This window comes from Pseudoxanthomonas sp. GW2 (assembly GCF_000283075.1).
Taxonomy (GTDB): domain Bacteria; phylum Pseudomonadota; class Gammaproteobacteria; order Xanthomonadales; family Xanthomonadaceae; genus Pseudoxanthomonas.
Map to the genome: position 1 here is coordinate 1 of NZ_ALIP01000012.1, position 20,038 is coordinate 20,038.

Here is a 20,038-nt window from a genome sequence, read left to right on the forward strand (position 1 = left end):
CCCGCCCGCGCGCGCCGGCCTGGGTGCCGGGGCCGCGCAGGCCGTAAAATCCGCCGATGGCAAAGCTCTACTTCTACTACTCGGCGATGAACGCCGGGAAGACCACCACGCTGCTGCAGTCGGCGTACAACTACCGCGAACGCGGCATGCGCACGCTGATCCTGACCCCGCGCCTGGACGACCGCGGCGGCCGCGGCGGGGTGGTGGCCTCGCGCATCGGCCTGCGCGCCGAGGGCACGCCGTTCGACCGCGACACCGACCTGGAGCGGCTGGTGGAGGCGGACATCGCTGCCCACGGCCGGCTCGGCTGCGTGCTGGTGGACGAGGCCCAGTTCCTGTCCCGGGCCCAGGTCTGGCAGCTGAGCGAGGTGGTGGACCGCCTGCACATCCCGGTGCTGTGCTACGGACTGCGCACCGACTTCCGCGGCGAGCTGTTCGAGGGTAGCCAGTACCTGCTGGCCTGGGCCGACGAGCTGCAGGAGATCAAGACCATCTGCCACAGCGGCAAGAAGGCGACCATGAACGTGCGCGTGGACGCACAGGGCCGCGCGGTGCAGGACGGCCCGCAGGTGGAGATCGGCGGCAACGAGCGCTACGTCTCGGTCAGCCGCCCGGAGTTCAAGAAGGTCATGCGCGGCGAAGGCCTGATCGAGCCGCTGCAGGCGCCGCTGCTGTAACGGGCGTTCTGGCACTTGCGCTGACTTGCGACCTGCCACGCTTGGGGTGTGGCCTGGTTCGCAGTGCCAGGTGGCCGCGCCCCGCGCCATGCCAGAATCCGCCTCGCGCCGCAGGCGTAACCCGGGAGCGCCTGCGGTGTGGTCCCCCAGTAATCGCATTCGCATCCCGGCATGGAAGGAAAGGTCAAGTGGTTTTCCGCCGACAAGGGCTATGGCTTCATCCATGGCGATGACGGCGTGGAGCGGTACTTCGGCGTACGCGACGTAGCCGGTGCCGATCTGCCAGGCAAGGGCGATTCGGTTTCATTCGAGCACCGCGAGGGCCGCAAGGGCCCCCGCGCAGCAGGGGTGCGGATCATCTCCCGTACGGTCTCCGGCGCCGGAGACGACCGGGTGGTGTGCACCAACTGCCAGCGGCGCATGGTGCCGCGGATCATCACCGCCCCGCCGCTGTTGCATTCCCGCGGCAGCTGGACCCCGGTGCCCAAGCGCTCCATCTGCCCGTTCTGTGGCCATACCTACCAGGATTTCCCCGCCTCGGGGTGGGAAATCGTCGGCGTGGTGATCTTTGTCCTGGTGGTCCTGTTTGTCTTGACGACCCGTCTGTGACGCCTTCCTGGCGGCTCAGTAAAGCACCCGCTGCGCCGGCGCCGGCGGATTCCACTGGTACAGCCAGGTCTCGGTCAGGGCGCGGCCCTTGTGCCGCAGGTACAGGCGGATGTCGATCTGGGTGGTGGACTCGTCCGGCGGCACCACGTCGAACATGGCGCGGTAGCCCTTGATCGCGTGCTGCGGGCGGGCGGAGATGGTCTCCAGGCGGCCGCGGCTGGTCTCCACCACCGCCTCGACCTCGGCGTTGGCCGTGGCCAGTGCCGCCAGCTCGCCGCCGGCGAAGTCCACCGCGAAGCGCCAGGAGAAGTACTCGCGTTTCCTGCCGACCACCCCGCCCAGGCCGGTGCGGGTGGCCACGCATTCGGCCAGCGGCGGCCGTGCCGGCGGGTGCGCGCCCCAGAACAGGCGGTAGCCGAACAGCAGCTCCTGGCCCGGCTGCGGCCTGGCCTCCGGGTTCCAGAACGCGACGATGTTGTCGAAGGTCTCGTCGACGGTGGGGATCTCCACCAGCTGCACCGAGCCGCGGCCCCAGCCGTGCTTGGGTTCCACCCACAGGCTCGGGCGCTTCTCGTAGAAGACGCCGTCGTCCTGGTAGTGGTCGAACTCGCGGTCGCGCTGCAGCAGGCCGAAGCCGCGCGGGTTGTCGTCGGCGAAGGCGTTGAAGCGCAGGTGCTCGGGGTTGCCCAGCGGACGCCAGATCCACTCGCCGCTGCCGGTGTGCATGGCCAGCCCGTCGCTGTCGTGGATCTCCGGGCGCCAGTCCCAGCCCATGCGGCGGTCGTTCTCGCCGACCTGGTACATGCTGGTCGCCGGGGCGATGCCCAGCCGCTCGATCTCCTTGCGCGGGTACAGCGCCGCGTCCACGTCCATCACCAGCGGCTCGCCCCTGGTGATCGCGAAGCGGTAGGCGCCGGCGACGCTGGGCGAATCCAGCAGGGCGTAGACCACCAGGGTCTCCGAGCCCGGCTGCGGGCGTTCCAGCCAGAATGCGGTGAAGTCGGGGAATTCCTCCGGGCGCGGCATGCCGGTGTCGATCGCCAGGCCGCGCGCGGACAGGCCGTACTGCATGCTCGCGCCGACCGCGCGGAAATAGCTGGCGCCGAGGAACGCGGCCCAGTCGCGGCGCACGTCGTCCGGCGAGTTCAGGCGGAAGCCGGCGAAACCCAGGTCCTTCGGCAGGCGCTTGCCGTCGAGGCCACTGCGGCCGTAGTCGAACATGCCCGGGTCGTAGGCCAGTTCCTGCGCCTGGCCGCCGGCCACTTCGAACATGCGCACCGGCCGCTTGAAGTACAGGCCCAGGTGGAAGAACTTGGCCTGGAAGCGCGAGCCGGGCAGGTCGCCCCACAGCGCGTGGTCCTGGCGGAAGCCGATCGACTGGTACTGGTCCCAGTCCAGCGCCGCCACCGACGGTGGCAGCGACTCGCTGCGCGGCTGGTAGGGACGTCCGGCCAGGGCGCGGGCATGGCCCTTGAGCCAGGCGTAGTCGAAGGGGTGGCGCTGGCCGAGCGGCAGCGGCGCGGCCGCGGCGGTCAGCAGCGGAAGCGGCAGGCCCGCGGCGGCAAGCATGGCGGCCGTGCGGCCCAGGAACTGGCGTCGGTGCATGGGCGCGATCGGAGTGGGAAGGGGCGCGTCATCTTAAGCACCCGCCGCGGGCCATGGCTGGCGCGGCTTCCCCCTGTTCAGCAAACGGCAGCACCGGCTGGCCGGCAGGACCACGGCCGGGCCGGCAGGCGGGCAGCCTCCCTGGCCGCGGCCGGCAGCGGCCTGCCGCCACGGGCTTGCTGGCCGCGCCTTCAGCGCTGGCAGCGCGGGCACCAGGCGCTCGTGCGCTGGCCGATGCTGGCCTCGCGCAGCACGCTGCCACAGGCCGGGCAGGGCAGGCCGCCGCGGCCGTAGACCGAAAGCTCCTGCTCGAAGTAGCCGGGCGCGCCGTCGGGGTTGAGGAAGTCGCGCAGGGTGGTGCCACCGCGGGTGATAGCGTGGGCCAGGATCTCCTTCACCGCGTCGGCCAGGGCCACGTAGCGGGCGCGGGAAACCTTGCCGGCCGCGCGCAGCGGCGAGATGCCGGCGCGGAACAGGCTCTCGGCGGCGTAGATGTTGCCCACGCCCACCACGATCCGCTGGTCCATCAGGAACGCCTTCACCGGCGCGCTGCGGCCGCGGCTGCGCGCATACAGCCAGTCGCCGTCGAAGTCGCCGGAAAGCGGCTCGGGGCCCAGGCCCTGCAGCAGCTCGTGCACGGTGCCGGCCGGCTGCCACAGCAGGCAGCCGAAGCGGCGCGGATCGGTGAAGCGCAGTACCCGGCCCGAGTCCAGGCCGATGTCGACGTGGTCGTGGACGTTCACCGGCGTTCCGGACGGCAGCACGCGCAACACGCCGGACATGCCCAGGTGCAGCAGGGCGCTGTCGCCGGCGTCGGTATCCAGCAGCAGGTACTTGGCGCGGCGCCGCACCGCGGCGATGCGGCGCCCGGGCAGCTCGCGGGCGACCTCCGGCGGGATCGGCCAGCGCAGGTCCGGACGGCGCAGGGTCACCGCGGTGACCCGCCGGCCCTCCACGTGCGGGGCCAGGCCGCGGCGGGTGGTCTCGACCTCGGGCAGCTCGGGCATGGCCTCAGCCCGCCGCCGCCAGGTAGCGGACCCCGTCCTCCTGGTGGTCCTGCCAGACCCGCACCGGGCCGCCGAACACCTGCGACAGGCGCTCGCCCGTCAGCATGTCCGCCGGGGCGCCGTCGCCGACGATGCGCCCGCCCTGCATCAGCACCACCCGGCCGATCTCCGGCACGATTTCCTCGACGTGGTGGGTGACCAGGACCAGGGTCACCCCCTCGCGGGCCAGGCCACGCAGGCTTGCCAGCAGGTGGCCGCGGGCGACCAGGTCCAGCGCTGTGCTGGGCTCGTCCAGCAGCAGGGCCTGCGGGCGGTTGACCAGGGCGCGGGCGATCAGCACCCGGCGCTGCTCGCCGGCCGACAGCTCGGCGTAGCAGCGGCGGCGCAGGGGCAGGGCATGGGCGCGCTCCAGCGCCTCGGCGGCGCGCTCGCGCTGGTGGTCCTCGATTTCCCTGAACGGCGGCAGGGCAAAGCTGGCGAACAGCCCGCCCAGCACCGCGTCCTCGACGCTCAGCCCGTCCAGGCCGGCCAGGGTGGCGCCGAAGTCGCCGGTGACGATGCCCAGCTGCGAACGCAGCCGGTCCACCTGCCAGCGCGCCTGCCCCAGCACCCGCACCGGGGCCTCGCCGGCGCGCGCCAGCGGGTACAGCTCGCGGGTGATGAGCTTGATCAGGGTGGACTTGCCGCAGCCGTTGGGGCCGAGGATGGCGGTGTGGTCGCCCTGGTCGATGCGCAGGGACAGGCTGTCGAGGACCTTCACCTGGCCGCGCACCACGCTGGCGCGGTCCAGTTCGATCAGCGGCGGCAGGGGGGCGGTCTGGGCCAGGGGGGAGGATGCGGACATGTCGATGTTTCCTGAACGGCAGCAGCCGCCAGGACGCGGACCGTGCGGTGCAGGATGAAGTTTGCCGGAGGAGGGCCCATCATGTCCCGGCCGGACCCTGGTCCGGTCCGTTCCGCTACCGCGAGTCCCACCGGCGATGTCCGATTCCGTTATCCAGTTCCTCACTTCCGGCGTTGTCGGCCTCGGCTGGCTTGGCCTGCTGGCCGTGCTGCTGGTCTTCACCCAGCTGACGATCTTCTCCGTCACCCTTTACCTGCACCGCAGCCAGGCCCACCGCGGCGTGGACTTCCATCCCGCCATCGCCCATTTCTTCCGCTTCTGGACCTGGCTGACCACCTCGATGATCACCCGCGAGTGGGTGGCCATCCATCGCAAGCACCACGCCAAGGTCGAGACCGAGGAAGACCCGCACAGCCCGCAGACCCGCGGCATCGGCAAGGTGTTCTGGGAGGGCGTGGAGCTGTACCGCGAGGCCCGCCGTGACCGCGCCAGCATCGAGCAGTACGGCAAGGGCGCGCCGGACGACTGGATCGAGCGCCACCTGTACACCCCGCACGCCAACCTCGGCCCGACCCTGCTGCTGCTGGTGAACTTTACCCTGTTCGGCCTGCCGGGCATCGCCATGTGGGCGATCCAGATGGCCTGGATCCCGTTCTGGGCCGCCGGCGTGGTCAACGGCCTGGGCCACTGGTGGGGCTATCGCAACTTCGAATCCTCCGACACCTCGACCAACCTCACCCCGTGGGCGTTCTGGATCGGCGGCGAGGAGCTGCACAACAACCACCACGCCTTCCCGTCCTCGGCGCGCTTCTCGATGCGCCGCTGGGAATTCGACATCGGCTGGGCCGCGATCAAGGGCCTGGAGAAGCTGGGCCTGGCCAAGGTGCTGCGCGTCGCGCCGAGCCTGGACATCCGCCCCAACATCGCCGTGCCGGACACCGAGACCCTGCGCGCGCTGCTGTCGCACCGCTTCCAGGCCATGACCGACTACCGCCGCAACGTGCTGATGCCGGCCCTGCGCGAGGAAGCCGCCGCCGCCGGCGCGCGCATGCGCGAGCTGCTGCCGCGGCGCATGCGTCGCGGCCTGGTCGACGATGGCCGCTGGCTCAAGCCCGACGCCCGCGAGCAGCTGCAGCAGTGGGTGCAGCAGCGCCCGCGGATCAAGGCCCTGGTCGAATACCGCGCGCGCCTGGCCGAGGTGCTGGAAGCGCGCAGCAACGACGCCGCCGAGCGCCTGCGCCAGCTGCAGGCCTGGTGCCAGGAGGCCGAGGCCTCCGGCATCCGCGCGCTGCAGGAGTATTCGATGCGGCTGAAGGGCTACGCCCTGGCGCATTGATGCAGCGCCCGTCGCGCCTTGCCTGCCGCAGGCCCGGGCGTACCCGCCCGGGCCTGTTGCCATGGGCGCTGCTGGCCTTCGCCGGCGCGGCCGGCGCCCAGGTCGAGCGTACCTCCGAGTACCTGGCGCGCATGGACAGCGATGGCGACGGCCGGGTCTCGCAGGAGGAGTACGTGGCCTGGATGGGCTATGCCTTCGAGCGCATGGACCGCGACGGCGACGGCGTGCTCTCCCCGGCCGAGCAGCCCGGCGGCAAGGGCCGGCCGATCAGCCTGGAGGAACACCGCCGCCGCCTGGCCGAGCGCTTCGCGCGCCAGGATGCCAACGGCGACGGCTACCTCGACGCACGCGAGCTGGCCGCGCCGCCGCGCTGACCCCCCTCTACCGCCCAAAGCGGCACGGGCCCTCCACCCCACGCCCTCTTTCCGCAGGGAGAGGGGAGTCACTCGCGCGGCGGATCGGCCACCGGCTGTCCGTGCTGCAGCAGCCACAGCATGATCGCCTTCTGCCGCACGTAGTTGGCGCGCACGTAGGCGTAGACCAGGCCGCGCCAGCCGTCGAGGAAGCCGGCGCGCAGTACGTAGCCGCGCCAGAAGCGCCACGCCGGGGACAGCACCAGCTTGGTCCAGGACGCGCGCTTGCCGCGCGCGAACTCGTGCTCGGCCATCATCCTTGCGTAGCGCTGGGTCTTGGCCAGCTGCTGCTCCAGCGAGCGGTAGGGATAGTGGATGAGGTCGCCGCGCAGGGTGCGCACCGGGCCGTCGACGCTTGCGGCCTCGTGGATCTCGCGCTGGCCGCGCCAGCCGCCGCGGCGGCGGTCGAACAGGCGCAGCACCCGGTCCGGGTAGGCGTTGCCGTGGCGCAGGAAGCGGCCGAAGTAGTCCGACAGCCGCGGGAAGCGGTAGCCGGCCGCGCCGGCGAAGCCGGTCGCGCGCGCGGCCAGGATCGATTCGCGCAGCTCCGGGCTGACCCGCTCGTCCGCGTCCAGGCACAGCACCCAGTCATGGCGGGCCTGCTCCACCGCGAACTGCTTCTGGCTGCGGAAGCCGTCGAACGGCCGCTGCAGCACGCGCACGCCAGCGGCCTCGCACAGCTGCACCGTGCCGTCGGTGGAGCCGGAATCCACCACCACGATCTCGTCGCAGAACGCCAGCGAGGCCAGGCAGTCGCCGATGCGGGCCGCCTCGTTGAACGCGATAATGCACGCCGACAGCGGCACGGTGCCGCCTTGCGAGGGGTCCGGCTGGGAGGCTGGAGTATTGATGGCGGACTACCTGCTGTTTGCGACCGAACGCTACGGGTTGCCCATTTTGCAACCGCTGGCCGACGCCTTGCACGCCCGCGGCCATGCGGTCCACGCGCTGCTGGCCGGCGGCGCGTCCGGCCTGCGCCTGCCGGCGCCGGTGCGCGCGGTGGACGCGCGCGGCGCGGCGCGGCTGCGGCCGCGGGCGGTGTTCAGCGCCTCCAACGAGGTCCCGACCTTCGTGGCCGGGGCCAAGGTGCAGCTGTTCCACGGCTTCAACGTGGAGAAGCGCGCCGACGGCCGCGGCCACTTCCGGGTACGCGGCCTGTTCGACCTGTACTGCACCCAGGGCCCGGCGACCACCGCCCCGTTCCAGGCGCTGGCCGCGCGGCTGCGCCATTTCGCCGTGGCCGAGACCGGCTGGCCCAAGCTCGATCCGCTGTTCCGCGACGATGGCGGCGCCGCCGCGGCCCTGCGCGCGCCGGCCGGCGGCCGTCCGGTGGTGATGTTCGCCTCCACCTTCACCGAGCGCCTGAGCGCGGCCCCGCACCTGTACGAGGCGATCGCCGCCCAGGTCGCCGAGGGCGGTCGCTACTGGCTGCTGACCCTGCATCCCAAGTGCGCGCCGGAGCTGTTCGAGCGCTACCGCGCCCTGGCCGGCGCCAATGCCGCCTTCGTCGAGCCCGAGCAGCTGGTCACCGCGCAGCGGGCCGCCGACGTGCTTCTGGCCGACACCACCTCGGTGGTGTCCGAGTTCGTGGTCCAGCACAAGCCGGTGGTGACCTTCCGCAACCGCGCGCCCAAGCCGCACATGATCGACTTCGACGACCCGGCCGCGCTGCCGGCGGTGCTGGCGCGCGCGTTCGCGCCGGAGCCGGCGCTGCGCGAGGCGATCGCGGCCTACGCCGACGCGATCCATCCCTGGCGCGACGGCCGTTCCTCGGAGCGGGTGATCGACGCCACCGAAGCGCTGCTGCAGGCCGGGCTGCACACCCTGGCGCGCAAGCCGCTGGCCGCGCGCTGGCGCGCGCTGCAGATCCGCCGCGAGCTGGGTTACTGGGGTTTCTGACCCGCGGCCGCGCTCACCAGCGCAGGCGGCGCGCGGCCAGCATCCGCGCCAGCCGCGCCTGCAGCGCGCGTGCCTCGGCCTCCGGCAGGAAGCGGATCCGCAGCGGCGGCGCCATCGCCCCGGCGCCGGCGGTGTCCAGCAGCAGGCTGGCCGTGCCCAGCCAGCGGTCCAGCGGCGAGCGCTGCAGGCGCAGGGCCTGGATCTTGTCGACCTCGGCCATGCGCCACCAGCGCGACCACCAGCCGCCGCGCACCGCGACCAGGCGCGCGTCCACCGCGTAGCCCATCCATCCGGCCTGGCGCCGCGCGGCGTACGCCGACCACGGCAGCCAGGCCAGCACCAGCAGGCCCCAGGCGCCGAAGTGCCAGCACAGCACCGCGGCCAGCAGCAGGTTCCACGGCACGTTGGCGGCGAACAGCCGCCACCAGGCGCGTCGCGGCAGCGGCTTCCACTGCGGCGGCCACTGCAGTTGCGGGACCAGGTACCGCAGCAGTGCGTCGCAGGTTTCCGGTGGGGCGATCGGCGCCAGCTCGCGCAGCCTGCGCGGGTCGTTTTCCTGGCCGCCCACCGCGGTGTCGATGCGCAGGGAGCGGCGGCCGAACCAGCGGTGCAGCAGGGTTTCCTCCAGGTGCCAGGCCTGGATCCGGCGCGGCGCCACGCTGGTGCGCACGCGCGCCAGCAGGCCGCGCTCCACGGTCAACCGGCCCTGGTGCTCGACCAGGCGGAAGCCGTGGTACTGGACCAGGGCCAGGACCACCGACAGCAGGCGCAGCACCAGCACGAACGCCGCCGCGAAGGCGAGGACGCCGGCAGCCATCGCCAGCCAGCCCAGGTGCAGCGCCCCGGCGTAGCCCATCGCGCCGCGGAACCAGTCCTGCAGCAGGCCTGCAACGGCCTTCTCGGGGAACACCTGCCACACCAGGCCGAGGCCGGCGGCGAACACGATCATGCCGCGGTTGGAAACCAGGCCCAGGCGGACCACCTCGGCGGTGGACAGGGCCAGCAGCGGCGGATCGCACCGGGCCGGTGCCGTGGCCTCGGCCGGCAACGGGGCCGCGCCGCGGTCGCGCAACGCCTGCTCCAGCTCCAGCGCCCGGTCCAGGCCAAGCACGCGCATCTGCGCTTCCGGCTTCTGTCCGCCGGCCGCCTCCAGGCGCACCTCGGCCACGCCGAACAACCGGTGCAGCAGTCCCTGGTGCAGCACCACGTTGTGGATCCGCGCGTACGGGATCTGGCGCAGGTCCCGCCGCAGCAGGCCGGTGCGCACGCTGATGCCGTCGCGCCCGATCCGGTAGCGGTAGGTGAAGTACTGCAGGATCGAGATCGCGACCAGTACCGCCACGCCGATGAACGAGGCATACCCGGCGTATTCCCACGGCCCGGTGTCGCGGCGACCGGCGACCAGCAGCGCCAGCAGCGGCACCACGAACTGGCGCAGCTGCTGCAACAGCACGAACAGCCACGACCAGGGGTGGAGCCGGTGTTCGGGGGGCAGGCTGGCGTCGGCGTGGCTCACAGCGCGTCGTCGGTTTCGGTCTGGCGGGCCAGGCGATCGCGCAGCACTTCGGCGTCGGCGGCCGCCAGCAGGGGCAGTTTCACCGCGGCCATGCGGGTGCCGGCGGTGTGCACCACCAGGGTGGCCAGTCCCAGCCGCCGCTCCAGCGGGCCGCGCTCCAGGTCCAGGTGCTGGACCCGCGACACCGGGACCAGGGTCTCGGTCCGCCACAGCCCGCCGCGGCGGGTGGCGAAACCGTCCTCGTCCAGCTTCCAGGCGATGCGGTGGTGGCGGACCACCCCGAACAGCAGGCCCAGGGCGAGCATGGCCGCGACCACGATCGCCAGCGTGGCCGCGGGCGGCAGCGGCAGCACCTGGCTGGCGAGCACGCCCAGGCCGCTGCCGGCGGCGGCGAAGGCCAGGCTGGTGCCACCGGCGTACAGCAAGGCACCGCGGCGCGGCAGCGGCTGCCAGTCGGCGGCCGGCAGGGCCGGCGACGCGGGCGGAAGGGCGGGGTGCGGCGAGTCGCTCAAGTTCGGCTCCGTCCGTGCTTCGGAAGCCGATCGTAAGCGCTCGCGGCCGGCGGCGGCAGCCGGCGCGGCTCAGCGCCGCTCGTACGGATTGGCCTCGCCGCTGCCGGGCGGACGCAGGGTGTAGCGCTTGTAGGTCCACTGGTACTGCGCCAGCGCGCGCCGGGCGATGCGCTCGACCTCGGCGTTGAGGCAGGCCACCGCGACGCCGGGGTCCGGGTCGCCGATCGCCGCCGGCGCCGGCTCCACGTGCAGCTCGAACTGCGGGCCGTCGCCAACCCGCTCGCACCAGGCCAGCAGCACGGTCGCGCCGGTACGCTCGGCCAGGCGCGAGAGCAGGGTCATGGTCAGCGCCTGCTTGCCGAAGAACGGGGCGAACTCGCCGTCGCCGGCCTTGGGCTGCTGGTCGGGCAGGATGCCGACCGCGCCGCCTTCCTTGAGTACCTTCCACAGCTGGCGCACGGCCGGGCCCTCGGCGCGTACCTGCTGCACGTTGTCGACCCCGCGCACCAGCTGCAGGAAGGCGTCGCCGGTGGCCGACTCCGGCGGCCGGTAGACCACCGCGATGCGCCCGCGCGAAGCCAGCCACTGGTTCAGCAGCTCCCAGTTGCCGAAGTGCGGTGCGGCCACGATCACGCCGCGGCCGGAGGCCAGCGCCGCGTCGTACAGCGCCTCGCCGTGGCGGGCGCGCAACAGCCGCAGGTTCTCCTCCGGCGGGCGGGTCCACAGCTTGAGCGTCTCCAGCGCCTGGCGCGCGGTGGTGCGCAGCACCTGGCGGTAAAGCTCCTCGCGCCGGGCTGGCGCCCAGTCCGGGAAGGCCAGCTCCAGGTTGCGCCGGGTGACCCGGCTCTCGCGCACGTCGCGCCAGCGCCAGAACGCGGCCACCAGGTCGCCAAGGCGGTACAGGACGGGCCACGGGAGCCTGCCCACGAGCGAGGCGAGGGCGTACAGGAAGCGGGCACGGCGTTGCGCTGACATCCGCCAAGTCTAGCGGGTCGGCCGCGGCGGCCGCGGCGGCGGGTGACAGCGGCGCGCCCAGGCCCGATGCTTGGGTGTCCCCGTCCTGCAGGAGAACCGCCCCGCATGCTTGCCCTGATCCAGCGCGTCACCCGTGCCTCGGTGGAGGTCGAAGGGGAGGTGGTCGGCCAGACCGGGCCGGGCCTGCTGGCCCTGGTGGGGGTGCAGCCGGGGGACGGAGAGGCGGAGGTGGCGCGGATGGCGCAGCGGCTGCTCGGATACCGCGTATTCGCCGACGATGCCGGCAAGATGAACCGCTCGCTGCTCGATACCGGCGGCGGCCTGCTGCTGGTGAGCCAGTTCACCCTGGCCGCCGACACGCGCTCGGGCATGCGTCCCAGCTTCAGCACCGCGGCCGCGCCGGTGGAGGCTGAACGCGTGTTCAACCAGCTGGTGGCGGCATGCGACCGGCAGATCCCCGGCAGGGTGGAAACCGGCCGCTTCGGGGCCCATATGGTGGTGAGCCTGGTCAACGACGGGCCTGTCACCTTCCTCCTGCAGGCCTGAGCGGCTGAACGGTCGGTGGCTTAAGTCGTTGATGTGAAAGGCCGGAAGGGGCATGGACCCACCGGCCTGTTATAATGCTAGGTTCACTTCACCCCTTCCCAGAGACCGGTGGCGCCGCACATGGCCAACGAACGTCCAGCCCAATCCGAAATCAAGCAGCTCATCAGCAAGGGCCTGGAGCAGGGCTATCTGACCTATGCCGAGGTCAATGACCACCTGCCCGATGACCTCGTCGACCCGGAACAGATCGAAGACATCATCGGCATGATCAACGGCATGGGCATCGATGTCCATGAGGTTGCTCCGGACGTCGAGACCCTGTTGCTCAACGACGGCAACACCGGTGGCCGCGAGATCGACGACACCGCCGCCGAGGAAGCCGCCGCCGCGCTGAGCGCCCTGGATTCGGAGGGTGGCCGCACCACCGACCCGGTGCGCATGTACATGCGCGAGATGGGCACGGTCGAGCTGCTGACCCGCGAGGGCGAGATCGCCATCGCCAAGCGCATCGAGGAGGGCCTGAGCCAGGTCCAGGCCGCGCTGGGCGCGGTGCCGGCCTCGATCGAGACCCTGCTGGAGGAGTACGAGCTGCACAAGGCCGGCAAGAAGCGCCTGGCCGAGGTGGTGGTCGGCTTCAACGACATGCTCGACGAGACCCCGGAGCCGCCGGTGGTCGAGGACGCCGCCGAGGCGGTGGCCGACGACGTGGATGACGACGAGGAAGAGGTCGCCACCGACGACGAGGCCGATGCCGGCCCGACCGGCCCCGACCCGGCCGAGGTCGCGCGCCGCATGGAGCAGCTGGCCGCCGACTTCGCCAAGTTCAAGAAGGCCCACGCCAAGGGCGGCCCGCAGGACAAGAAGGTGGTCAAGCTGCGCGCCGAGATGGCCGAGCAGTTCATGACCTTCAAGCTGCCGCTGCCGCTGACCGACGTGCTGGTCAGGAAGCTGCGCGACGTGCTCAACGAGATCAAGGAGCGCGAACGCCGCGTGCTGCACCTGGCCACCAACGTCGCCAGGATGCCGCGCAAGGACTTCCTGCGTGCCTGGGAAGGCAACCAGGTCAACCTCGACTGGGTGGACGAGGTCCTCAAGCGCAAGCAGAAGTGGTCCTCGGCGCTGCGCGAGGTCAAGGACCAGATCGTCGCCGAGCAGCAGGCCACCATCGCCATCGAGCAGGCCATGTGCCTGGACCTGGCCGAGATCCGCGAGATTGGCCGCCAGCTCGCCTACGGCGAGGCCAAGGCGCGCAAGGCGAAGAAGGAGATGGTCGAGGCCAACCTGCGCCTGGTGATCTCCATCGCCAAGAAGTACACCAACCGCGGCCTGCAGTTCCTGGACCTGATCCAGGAGGGCAACATCGGCCTGATGAAGGCGGTCGACAAGTTCGAGTACCGCCGCGGCTACAAGTTCTCGACCTATGCCACCTGGTGGATCCGCCAGGCGATCACCCGCTCGATCGCCGACCAGGCGCGCACCATCCGCATCCCGGTGCACATGATCGAGACGATCAACAAGCTCAACCGCATCTCCCGCCAGATGCTCCAGCAGTACGGCCGCGAGGCCACGCCGGAGGAGCTGGCCAAGGAGATGGACATGCCCGAGGACAAGATCCGCAAGGTCATGAAGATCGCCAAGGAGCCGATCTCCATGGAGACCCCGATCGGCGACGACGAGGACTCGCACCTGGGCGATTTCATCGAGGACACCAACGTGGAGTCCCCGATCGACGCGACCACCAACACCAACCTGATGGAGACGGTGCGCGAGGTGCTCGCGGGCCTGACCCCGAGGGAGGCCAAGGTGCTGCGCATGCGCTTCGGCATCGACATGAACACCGACCACACCCTGGAGGAGGTCGGCAAGCAGTTCGACGTCACCCGCGAGCGCATCCGCCAGATCGAGGCCAAGGCGCTGCGCAAGCTGCGCCACCCGAGCCGCTCCGAGCAGCTGCGCTCGTTCCTCGACATCGACTGATCCCGCCGGCGCACCAGCGCCGGTCCGCCGCAGTCAAGGCCCCGCCCATGCGGGGCCTTGGCGTTTTCCTGGGCCTGGCTTGCGGCCAACCCATGCCGACGCGCCGCGCGCTGCCCCGGCCCTGCCCTGTGGCTTGGCCATCCGCTACACTGCCGCCCGCAGCGCGGGCCTATAGCTCAACGGTTAGAGCAGGGGACTCATAATCCCTTGGTTCCAGGTTCGAATCCTGGTGGGCCCACCATATCCCCCCTTCCCGAAGGTGCGTTGGCCGACAACCAGGCACCTGGGGCAATGCTTTCCCGTGCGGAATAGAAGCTATTGGCTTCAGCAGTACGTCATCAATCGCGGGCAACATCCACGAGCCATTGGTAGTCCCGTGCCGAGGGTCGCGCCGACGCTCATGGGGGGCGATCCACTGCGGGCAACTGGCTGCTGATGCACGGAGTCGACAGGTCTTGGCCTATGGGGCCACTGGCGATAAATGTCGTGGAGAGCGTTTGGTCCGTGCGCTGCTGCCAGGTCCCGCCGGGTTCCATGGCGTCGAAGAGAGCATCATCAAAGGGGAAAGCAGGATGGCAAGACAAAACGCCACCAAAAAAAGCAATGGCGGCAACCTCGGCTTCGAGGCCGACCTCTTCAAGACCGCCGACAAGCTGCGCGGCAACATGGAGCCCTCCGACTACAAGCACGTTGCGCTGGGGCTCATCTTCCTCAAGTACATCTCCGACGCCTTCGAGGCCAGGCACCAGGCACTGCTCACCGAAGACCCGGCCGCCGCCGAGGACCGCGACGAATACCTGGCTGAAAACGTGTTCTGGGTGCCGAAGGAGGCGCGCTGGTCGCATCTGCAGGCCAACGCGAAGAAGCCCACCATCGGCACCCTGATCGACGACGCCATGCGCGCCATCGAGAAGGAGAACGAATCCCTCAAGGGCGTGCTGCCCAAGGACTACGCCCGCCCCGCGCTCAACAAGGTCATGCTCGGCGAGCTGATCGACCTGATCTCCGGCATCGCGCTGAACGAGGATGGCGACAAATCGAAGGACATCCTCGGCCGCGTGTACGAATACTTCCTCGGCCAGTTTGCCGGCGCCGAAGGCAAGCGTGGCGGCGAGTTCTACACCCCGCGCTCGGTGGTGCGCGTCCTGGTGGAAATGCTGGAACCCTACACCGGCCGCGTCTACGACCCCTGCTGCGGCTCCGGCGGCATGTTCGTGCAGTCGGACAAGTTCGTGCAGGAGCACGGCGGCCGCATCGGCGACATCGCCATCTACGGACAGGAGAGCAACTACACCACCTGGCGGCTGTGCAAGATGAACCTGGCGGTGCGCGGCATCGATGCCGACATCCGCTGGAACAACGAAGGCAGCTTCCACAAGGACGAGCTGCGCGACCTCAAGGCCGACTTCATCCTCGCCAACCCGCCGTTCAACGTCTCCGACTGGGGCGGCGAGCGCCTGCGTGACGACGTGCGCTGGCAGTTCGGCGTGCCGCCCGTGGGCAACGCCAACTACGCCTGGCTGCAGCACATCCACCATCACCTGGCCCCCAATGGCATCGCGGGCGTGGTGCTGGCCAACGGCTCCATGAGCTCCAACCAAAGCGGCGAGGGCGAGATCCGCAAGGCCATGCTGGAAGCGGACGTGGTGGACTGCATGGTGGCGCTGCCGGGCCAGCTCTTCTATTCCACCCAGATCCCCGCCTGCCTCTGGATCCTGGCCAAGGGACGCAACAACGGGCTGGTAAAGAAGACCAAGTTGCGCGACCGCCGCGGGCAGGTGCTGTTCATCGATGCCCGCAGCATGGGCGTGATGGTGGACCGCACCCGCCGCGAACTCACCGACGAGGAAATCAAAAAGATCGCCGACACCTACCACGCCTGGCGTGGCGAGAAGGACGCCGGCGAATACGTCGACGTGCCCGGCTTCTGCAAGTCGGCCACGCTGGACGAGATCCGCAGGCACGACTACGTGCTCACGCCGGGGCGCTACGTGGGCGCCGCGGCGCAGGAAGACGACGGCGAACCATTCGAAGTAAAGATGGCGCGGCTGGCAGCACAGTGGCGCAAGCAGCGGGCGGAAGCGGCACGGCTGGATGCGGCGATCGAGGCCAATCTGGAGGCCCTGGGCTTTTCAACGCCGCGTTGAACTCGGCTCTGGAACCCGATCATACTAAACGCTACGTTTAACAAGCGGCCCATCACGGTTCATGATCAACGCACCCGATCCCATGCGCTTCCGGGCCGGTCGCTACCTGCAGCAGCCCACCGGCTACCGGGCCTTCATCCCCGCGCCCCTGCCGCCGGATCCGCCCCTGGACCTCTCCGGCCCGCTGCGCGAGCGCCTGTCGGAGGCCGACTACGCCCTGGGGCGGCTGGATGGCGCCGTGCTCACGCTGCCCAATCCCGACCTGTTCGTGTTCATGTATGTCCGCAAGGAGGCCGTGCTCTCCAGCCAGATCGAGGGCACGCAAAGCTCCCTGCAGAACCTGCTGGCCGCCGAGGCGCAACTGTTCGACCCGGATACCCCCAGGGACGTGAACGAGGTGGCCAACTACGTGCGCGCCATGAACCACGGATTGGCGCGGCTGGCCGACCTGCCCGTCTCCGTGCGCCTGATCCGCGAGATCCACGGCGAACTGATGCAGGGCGTACGCGGCGGACGTCTCACGCCGGGCGAGCTGCGCACCAGCCAGAACTGGATCGGCCCCGGCGGCTGCACCCTGGCCGATGCCACCTTCGTCCCGCCTCCGCCGCACGAGGTGCCCGGCGCCCTGTCCGACCTGGAAAGGTTCCTGCACGACGGCGCCGGCCTGCCGCCCCTGATCCAGGTGGGGCTGGCGCATGCCCAGTTCGAAACCATCCACCCCTTCCTCGATGGCAACGGCCGCGTGGGGCGCCTGCTCATCACCTTCCTGCTCACGGAAAAGCGCCTGCTGGGCAAGCCGGTGCTCTACCTCTCGCACTACTTCAAGCAGCACCGCAGCGAGTACTACGAACGCCTGCAGGCCGTGCGTGACGCCGGGGACTGGGAAGGCTGGCTGGGCTTCTTCCTGGAAGGTGTGGTCAGTGTCAGCCGCGAAGCCGCCCGGACCGCCGCCGCCATCCTGCGCATGCGTGAGGAGTTCCGCACCCGCATCACCGAAGGGCTGGGCCGCGCCGCGGCCAACGGCCAGCGCGTGATGGACCGCCTGTTCGACCACCCCATCGTCAACGTGGCCACCGTGCGCGAATGGCTGGACCTCACCCCCGCCGGCGCCAACCAGATCGTCAGCAGGCTGGAAGGCATCGGCCTGCTGCGCGAGATCACCGGATATGCGCGCAACCGGCGCTTCGTGTTCGAGCCGTACCTGAGGCTGTTTGATGAGCAGAGGGAAGACGGGTATGGCGGATAAGTGGCACGGGAAGCGGGCGGAAGCGGCGCGGCTGGATGCGGCGATCGACGCCAACCTGAAGGAGCTTGGGTATGGCGAGTGAGTGGCGCTCATCAACATGGGGAGATGAAGTCTGCCTTGAATATGGGAAAGCACTTCGTGGCTACAGTCAAACCCACGGCAAATATCGTGTTTTTGGATCGAACGGACCTATTGGTTGGACAAACGATGCGCTGACGCAAGGTCCCGGCGTAATCCTTGGCCGAAAAGGAGCGTATCGAGGAGTTGAGTATTGTCGCGATCCGTTTTGGGTGATCGACACGGCTTACTACATCGTGCCGAAGACGGATTTGGATATGCGATGGCTTTATTACGCAGTAAAGCATTACAAGCTCGGAGAGGTGGACGATGGCTCGCCTATCCCATCAACAACTCGCTCGGCCGTGTACATGCTTGAGCTAGACGTTCCGCCTAAACATGAACAACGTGCCATCGCGCACATCCTCGGCACGCTGGACGACAAGATCGAACTCAACCGCAAGCAGAACGAAACGCTGGAAGCCATGGCCCGCACCCTGTTCAAGGCGTGGTTCGTGGACTTCGAACCCGTGCGCGCCAAGATGGAAGGCCGCTGGCAGCGCGGCCAATCCCTCCCCGGCCTCCCCGCCCACCTCTACGACCTCTTCCCCGACCGCCTCGTCGAATCGGAGCTGGGGGAGATTCCGGAGGGGTGGCGAGTCGGCTCTGTTTATGAAGTTGCAAGTGTGCGCTATGGGGCACCATTTGCCTCGTCAAAATTTAATTCAGAGGGCAAAGGGCGACCATTGGTGAGAATACGTGACCTGCGCAATGAGCGTCCCGGAGTGTGGACAGAGGAAGTCCATCCCAAGGGATATTTGATTCAACCGGGCGACATTGTCGTCGGCATGGATGGGGAGTTCCGTGCGTATCTATGGGGCGGTGAGCCGGCATGGATGAATCAGCGGATATGTGTATTTCACCCTAAAAATCCGCATTGTGCTGCTTTTGTGCGAAATGCAATTAAGCCGCATCTTGCTCGCGTTGAAGCAACGGAGGTTGCAACTACGGTTATCCATCTCGGTAAAGGCGATATAGATGAATTTCGGATTGTCATTCCAAGAGATAATGTGGCGAGAGAATTCGAGAAGCTCTGCCAGCCAAATTTTGATCAGATAGTATTAACGAAGCAGCAGTCATCTAAACTCGCTCAACTCCGCGATACCCTTCTGCCCAAACTGATCTCCGGCGAGCTGCGCATCGCCGATGCCGAAGCCTTCCTCAAGGGGCGTGGCTGATGACCGAAACCATTCACATCTATTGCGACGAGTCCTGCCATCTGGAAAACGATGGCATGAAGGCGATGGTGCTGGGGGCCTTGTGGTGCCCGGCGGAGCGGCAAAAGTCCTTGTCACGAAAGGTCAAGGCGCTGAAAGCTCAGTACGGTTTGCCGCCCGGATTCGAGATCAAGTGGGTCAAGGTTTCGCCGGGCAAGCTGTCGTTCTATCAGGCGTTATTGGACTTGTTTTTCGACGAACCTCTGCTGCGTTTTCGTGGCCTGGTGGTGCCGGACAAACAGTTGCTGGATCACGGGCGCTTTGCTCAAAGCCACGATGATTTTTATTACAAGCAGTGGTACAGGTTGCTCAGCTGGTTGATCGATCCGGAAAAGCACTATCGGATTTTTCTGGACATCAAGGACACGCGGGGCCGTCGCAAGGTGGCCAAGCTGCACGATGTGCTGTGCAATGCCAATTACGACTTTGATCGCAGCATCATCGAGTCAATCGAACAGGTGCAGTCCCATGACGTGCCGCTGCTGCAGTTGGCGGACTTGCTGATCGGTGCGCTGTCGTACGTGCACCGGGGTTTGCATGGCAGCCCGGCCAAGCAGGCGCTGGTGGCGCATATCCGGCATCGCAGTGGGCTGAGTCTGGAGCAAAACTCCCTGTGGCGGGCGGAAAAATTCAACCTGCTCGTCTGGAGGGCGCAGTCTTGACGTTGCCCCCTCCCTTGATCCACTTGAGCGACTTTGCCGGCTGGCAGGCGTATGAGGACGCGATCTACGCCATCTACCTGGAGACCGTGGCACACGCCGGCCTGACGTTCTGCGGCAACCCGGTCAAGGTGCGGTACATGCCGAAGACCAAGCGCAAGGGGTATGGTTTCTGGCACCTGATTTCCGAGGCCCCGGATCAGCGCAACCGCAACGAGGACGACCGCATTCCGGATCTGCGCCGTTGCGAGAGGGTGCGCTGGGTGGCGTGGTGCATCCAGAATGCGGATGCAGGGGCGCCCGGCTTTTCATGGTGGGAGAACGAACGCGGGAGGGAAACCCACGTCGTCATCTGGGCGGAACAGCACGACTTCGCCGTGGTGCTGGCCAAGCGCCAGACCGCGCAGGGGCCGAGGTTCTATCTGCTGAAGACGGCTTACTGCCTGCGGGCGCACACGATCAGGAAGTTCATAAAGGAGCGGGATGCATGGCGCGCAGCCCAGAAAGACTGAAGCCCCGGCACATTGCTGTGCAAGGGCTTCGGATACTCCTTCTACACGTGGTAGATGAGCTGGCACAGAGTATAACCCCGTCTGGGGGGTGGGTCAATCGGGAGGGGGATTGTGGGTTTCCTATCTGAAGCTGCGTTGGAGCAAGCGCTCCTGGACCAGCTGCACGGGCTCGGATACAGGATCGAACGCGAGGAAGACATCGGCCCCGACGGCCACCGGCCCGA

Annotated in this window: 19 protein-coding genes and 1 tRNA gene; 13 read left to right on the top strand and 7 right to left on the bottom strand. The window is 68.9% G+C overall.

The window, feature by feature from the left end:
* Positions 1-56: 56 nt before the first annotated feature.
* Complete coding sequence (locus B351_RS0100820) at positions 57-677, top strand: thymidine kinase (protein WP_019397160.1); 621 nt, start codon at positions 57-59, stop codon at positions 675-677.
* A 171-nt stretch (positions 678-848) separates the two neighbouring features.
* A complete protein-coding gene (locus tag B351_RS15970) occupies positions 849-1,286 on the top strand; it encodes a cold shock domain-containing protein (RefSeq protein WP_019397161.1) in 438 nt (145 codons plus the stop codon).
* A 15-nt stretch (positions 1,287-1,301) separates the two neighbouring features.
* On the opposite strand, the gene B351_RS0100830 is transcribed toward B351_RS15970, so the two are convergent.
* The 3 genes from B351_RS0100830 to B351_RS0100840 all read right to left on the bottom strand — a co-directional run bounded on the left by B351_RS0100830 (position 1,302) and on the right by B351_RS0100840 (position 4,742).
* The gene (locus tag B351_RS0100830; RefSeq protein ID WP_019397162.1) at positions 1,302-2,891 is read right to left on the bottom strand and encodes a glucan biosynthesis protein; all 1,590 of its coding nucleotides are present in this window, start codon (positions 2,889-2,891) and stop codon (positions 1,302-1,304) included.
* 191 nt (positions 2,892-3,082) lie between these two features.
* Complete coding sequence (mutM, locus tag B351_RS0100835; protein ID WP_019397163.1) at positions 3,083-3,898, bottom strand: bifunctional DNA-formamidopyrimidine glycosylase/DNA-(apurinic or apyrimidinic site) lyase; 816 nt, start codon at positions 3,896-3,898, stop codon at positions 3,083-3,085.
* 4 nt (positions 3,899-3,902) lie between these two features.
* On the bottom strand, positions 3,903-4,742 hold the full coding sequence (locus tag B351_RS0100840) for an ABC transporter ATP-binding protein (protein WP_019397164.1): 840 nt from the start codon (positions 4,740-4,742) through the stop codon (positions 3,903-3,905).
* 136 nt (positions 4,743-4,878) lie between these two features.
* On the opposite strand from B351_RS0100840, the gene B351_RS0100845 reads away from it, so the two are divergent.
* Both B351_RS0100845 and B351_RS0100850 read left to right on the top strand, forming a co-directional pair.
* Positions 4,879-6,078 (top strand): acyl-CoA desaturase, encoded by a 1,200-nt coding sequence (locus B351_RS0100845; RefSeq protein WP_019397165.1) that lies wholly within the window; start codon positions 4,879-4,881, stop codon positions 6,076-6,078.
* Complete coding sequence (locus B351_RS0100850) at positions 6,078-6,452, top strand: EF-hand domain-containing protein (RefSeq protein WP_125077184.1); 375 nt, start codon at positions 6,078-6,080, stop codon at positions 6,450-6,452. The genes B351_RS0100845 and B351_RS0100850 overlap by 1 nt, the downstream gene beginning before the upstream one ends.
* Positions 6,453-6,520: 68 nt before the next feature.
* On the opposite strand, the gene B351_RS0100855 is transcribed toward B351_RS0100850, so the two are convergent.
* Positions 6,521-7,297 carry a glycosyltransferase family 2 protein gene (locus B351_RS0100855; RefSeq protein WP_019397167.1) on the bottom strand — a complete coding sequence of 259 codons (777 nt, stop codon included), beginning with the start codon at positions 7,295-7,297 and terminating at the stop codon, positions 6,521-6,523.
* Between the two features lie 40 nt (positions 7,298-7,337).
* Between B351_RS0100855 and B351_RS0100860 the strand changes: the two genes are divergently transcribed.
* Complete coding sequence (locus B351_RS0100860) at positions 7,338-8,390, top strand: CDP-glycerol glycerophosphotransferase family protein (RefSeq protein WP_026010198.1); 1,053 nt, start codon at positions 7,338-7,340, stop codon at positions 8,388-8,390.
* A 13-nt stretch (positions 8,391-8,403) separates the two neighbouring features.
* Here the strand turns inward: B351_RS0100860 and B351_RS0100865 are convergent, their stop codons facing one another.
* The 3 genes from B351_RS0100865 to B351_RS0100875 all read right to left on the bottom strand — a co-directional run bounded on the left by B351_RS0100865 (position 8,404) and on the right by B351_RS0100875 (position 11,393).
* Positions 8,404-9,906 carry a PH domain-containing protein gene (locus tag B351_RS0100865; protein ID WP_019397169.1) on the bottom strand — a complete coding sequence of 501 codons (1,503 nt, stop codon included), beginning with the start codon at positions 9,904-9,906 and terminating at the stop codon, positions 8,404-8,406.
* Positions 9,903-10,418: a PH domain-containing protein gene (locus B351_RS17910; RefSeq protein WP_019397170.1), complete on the bottom strand. Its 516-nt coding sequence runs from the start codon at positions 10,416-10,418 to the stop codon at positions 9,903-9,905. The genes B351_RS0100865 and B351_RS17910 overlap by 4 nt, the downstream gene beginning before the upstream one ends.
* Before the next feature lie 69 nt (positions 10,419-10,487).
* Complete coding sequence (locus B351_RS0100875) at positions 10,488-11,393, bottom strand: lauroyl acyltransferase (RefSeq protein WP_026010199.1); 906 nt, start codon at positions 11,391-11,393, stop codon at positions 10,488-10,490.
* 105 nt (positions 11,394-11,498) lie between these two features.
* Between B351_RS0100875 and dtd the strand changes: the two genes are divergently transcribed.
* The 8 genes from dtd (at position 11,499) to B351_RS0100915 (ending at position 19,814) form a co-directional block, all read left to right on the top strand.
* Positions 11,499-11,939: a D-aminoacyl-tRNA deacylase gene (gene dtd / locus B351_RS0100880; protein ID WP_019397172.1), complete on the top strand. Its 441-nt coding sequence runs from the start codon at positions 11,499-11,501 to the stop codon at positions 11,937-11,939.
* A gap of 120 nt (positions 11,940-12,059) precedes the next feature.
* On the top strand, positions 12,060-13,916 hold the full coding sequence (gene rpoD / locus B351_RS0100885) for an RNA polymerase sigma factor RpoD (RefSeq protein ID WP_019397173.1): 1,857 nt from the start codon (positions 12,060-12,062) through the stop codon (positions 13,914-13,916).
* Positions 13,917-14,081: 165 nt separating this feature from the next.
* A tRNA-Ile gene (locus B351_RS0100890) sits at positions 14,082-14,157 on the top strand.
* Positions 14,158-14,488: 331 nt separating this feature from the next.
* Complete coding sequence (locus B351_RS0100895; protein ID WP_019397174.1) at positions 14,489-16,063, top strand: class I SAM-dependent DNA methyltransferase; 1,575 nt, start codon at positions 14,489-14,491, stop codon at positions 16,061-16,063.
* 61 nt (positions 16,064-16,124) lie between these two features.
* Positions 16,125-17,309, top strand: coding sequence for a Fic family protein (locus B351_RS0100900; RefSeq protein WP_026010200.1), 1,185 nt, complete (start codon positions 16,125-16,127; stop codon positions 17,307-17,309).
* Between the two features lie 71 nt (positions 17,310-17,380).
* Positions 17,381-18,604 carry a restriction endonuclease subunit S gene (locus tag B351_RS17195; RefSeq protein ID WP_232207878.1) on the top strand — a complete coding sequence of 408 codons (1,224 nt, stop codon included), beginning with the start codon at positions 17,381-17,383 and terminating at the stop codon, positions 18,602-18,604.
* Positions 18,604-19,305 (top strand): DUF3800 domain-containing protein, encoded by a 702-nt coding sequence (locus B351_RS0100910; protein WP_019397177.1) that lies wholly within the window; start codon positions 18,604-18,606, stop codon positions 19,303-19,305. The genes B351_RS17195 and B351_RS0100910 overlap by 1 nt, the downstream gene beginning before the upstream one ends.
* Before the next feature lie 23 nt (positions 19,306-19,328).
* Positions 19,329-19,814 carry a hypothetical protein gene (locus B351_RS0100915; RefSeq protein ID WP_198006192.1) on the top strand — a complete coding sequence of 162 codons (486 nt, stop codon included), beginning with the start codon at positions 19,329-19,331 and terminating at the stop codon, positions 19,812-19,814.
* The last annotated feature ends 224 nt before the right edge of the window (positions 19,815-20,038 follow it).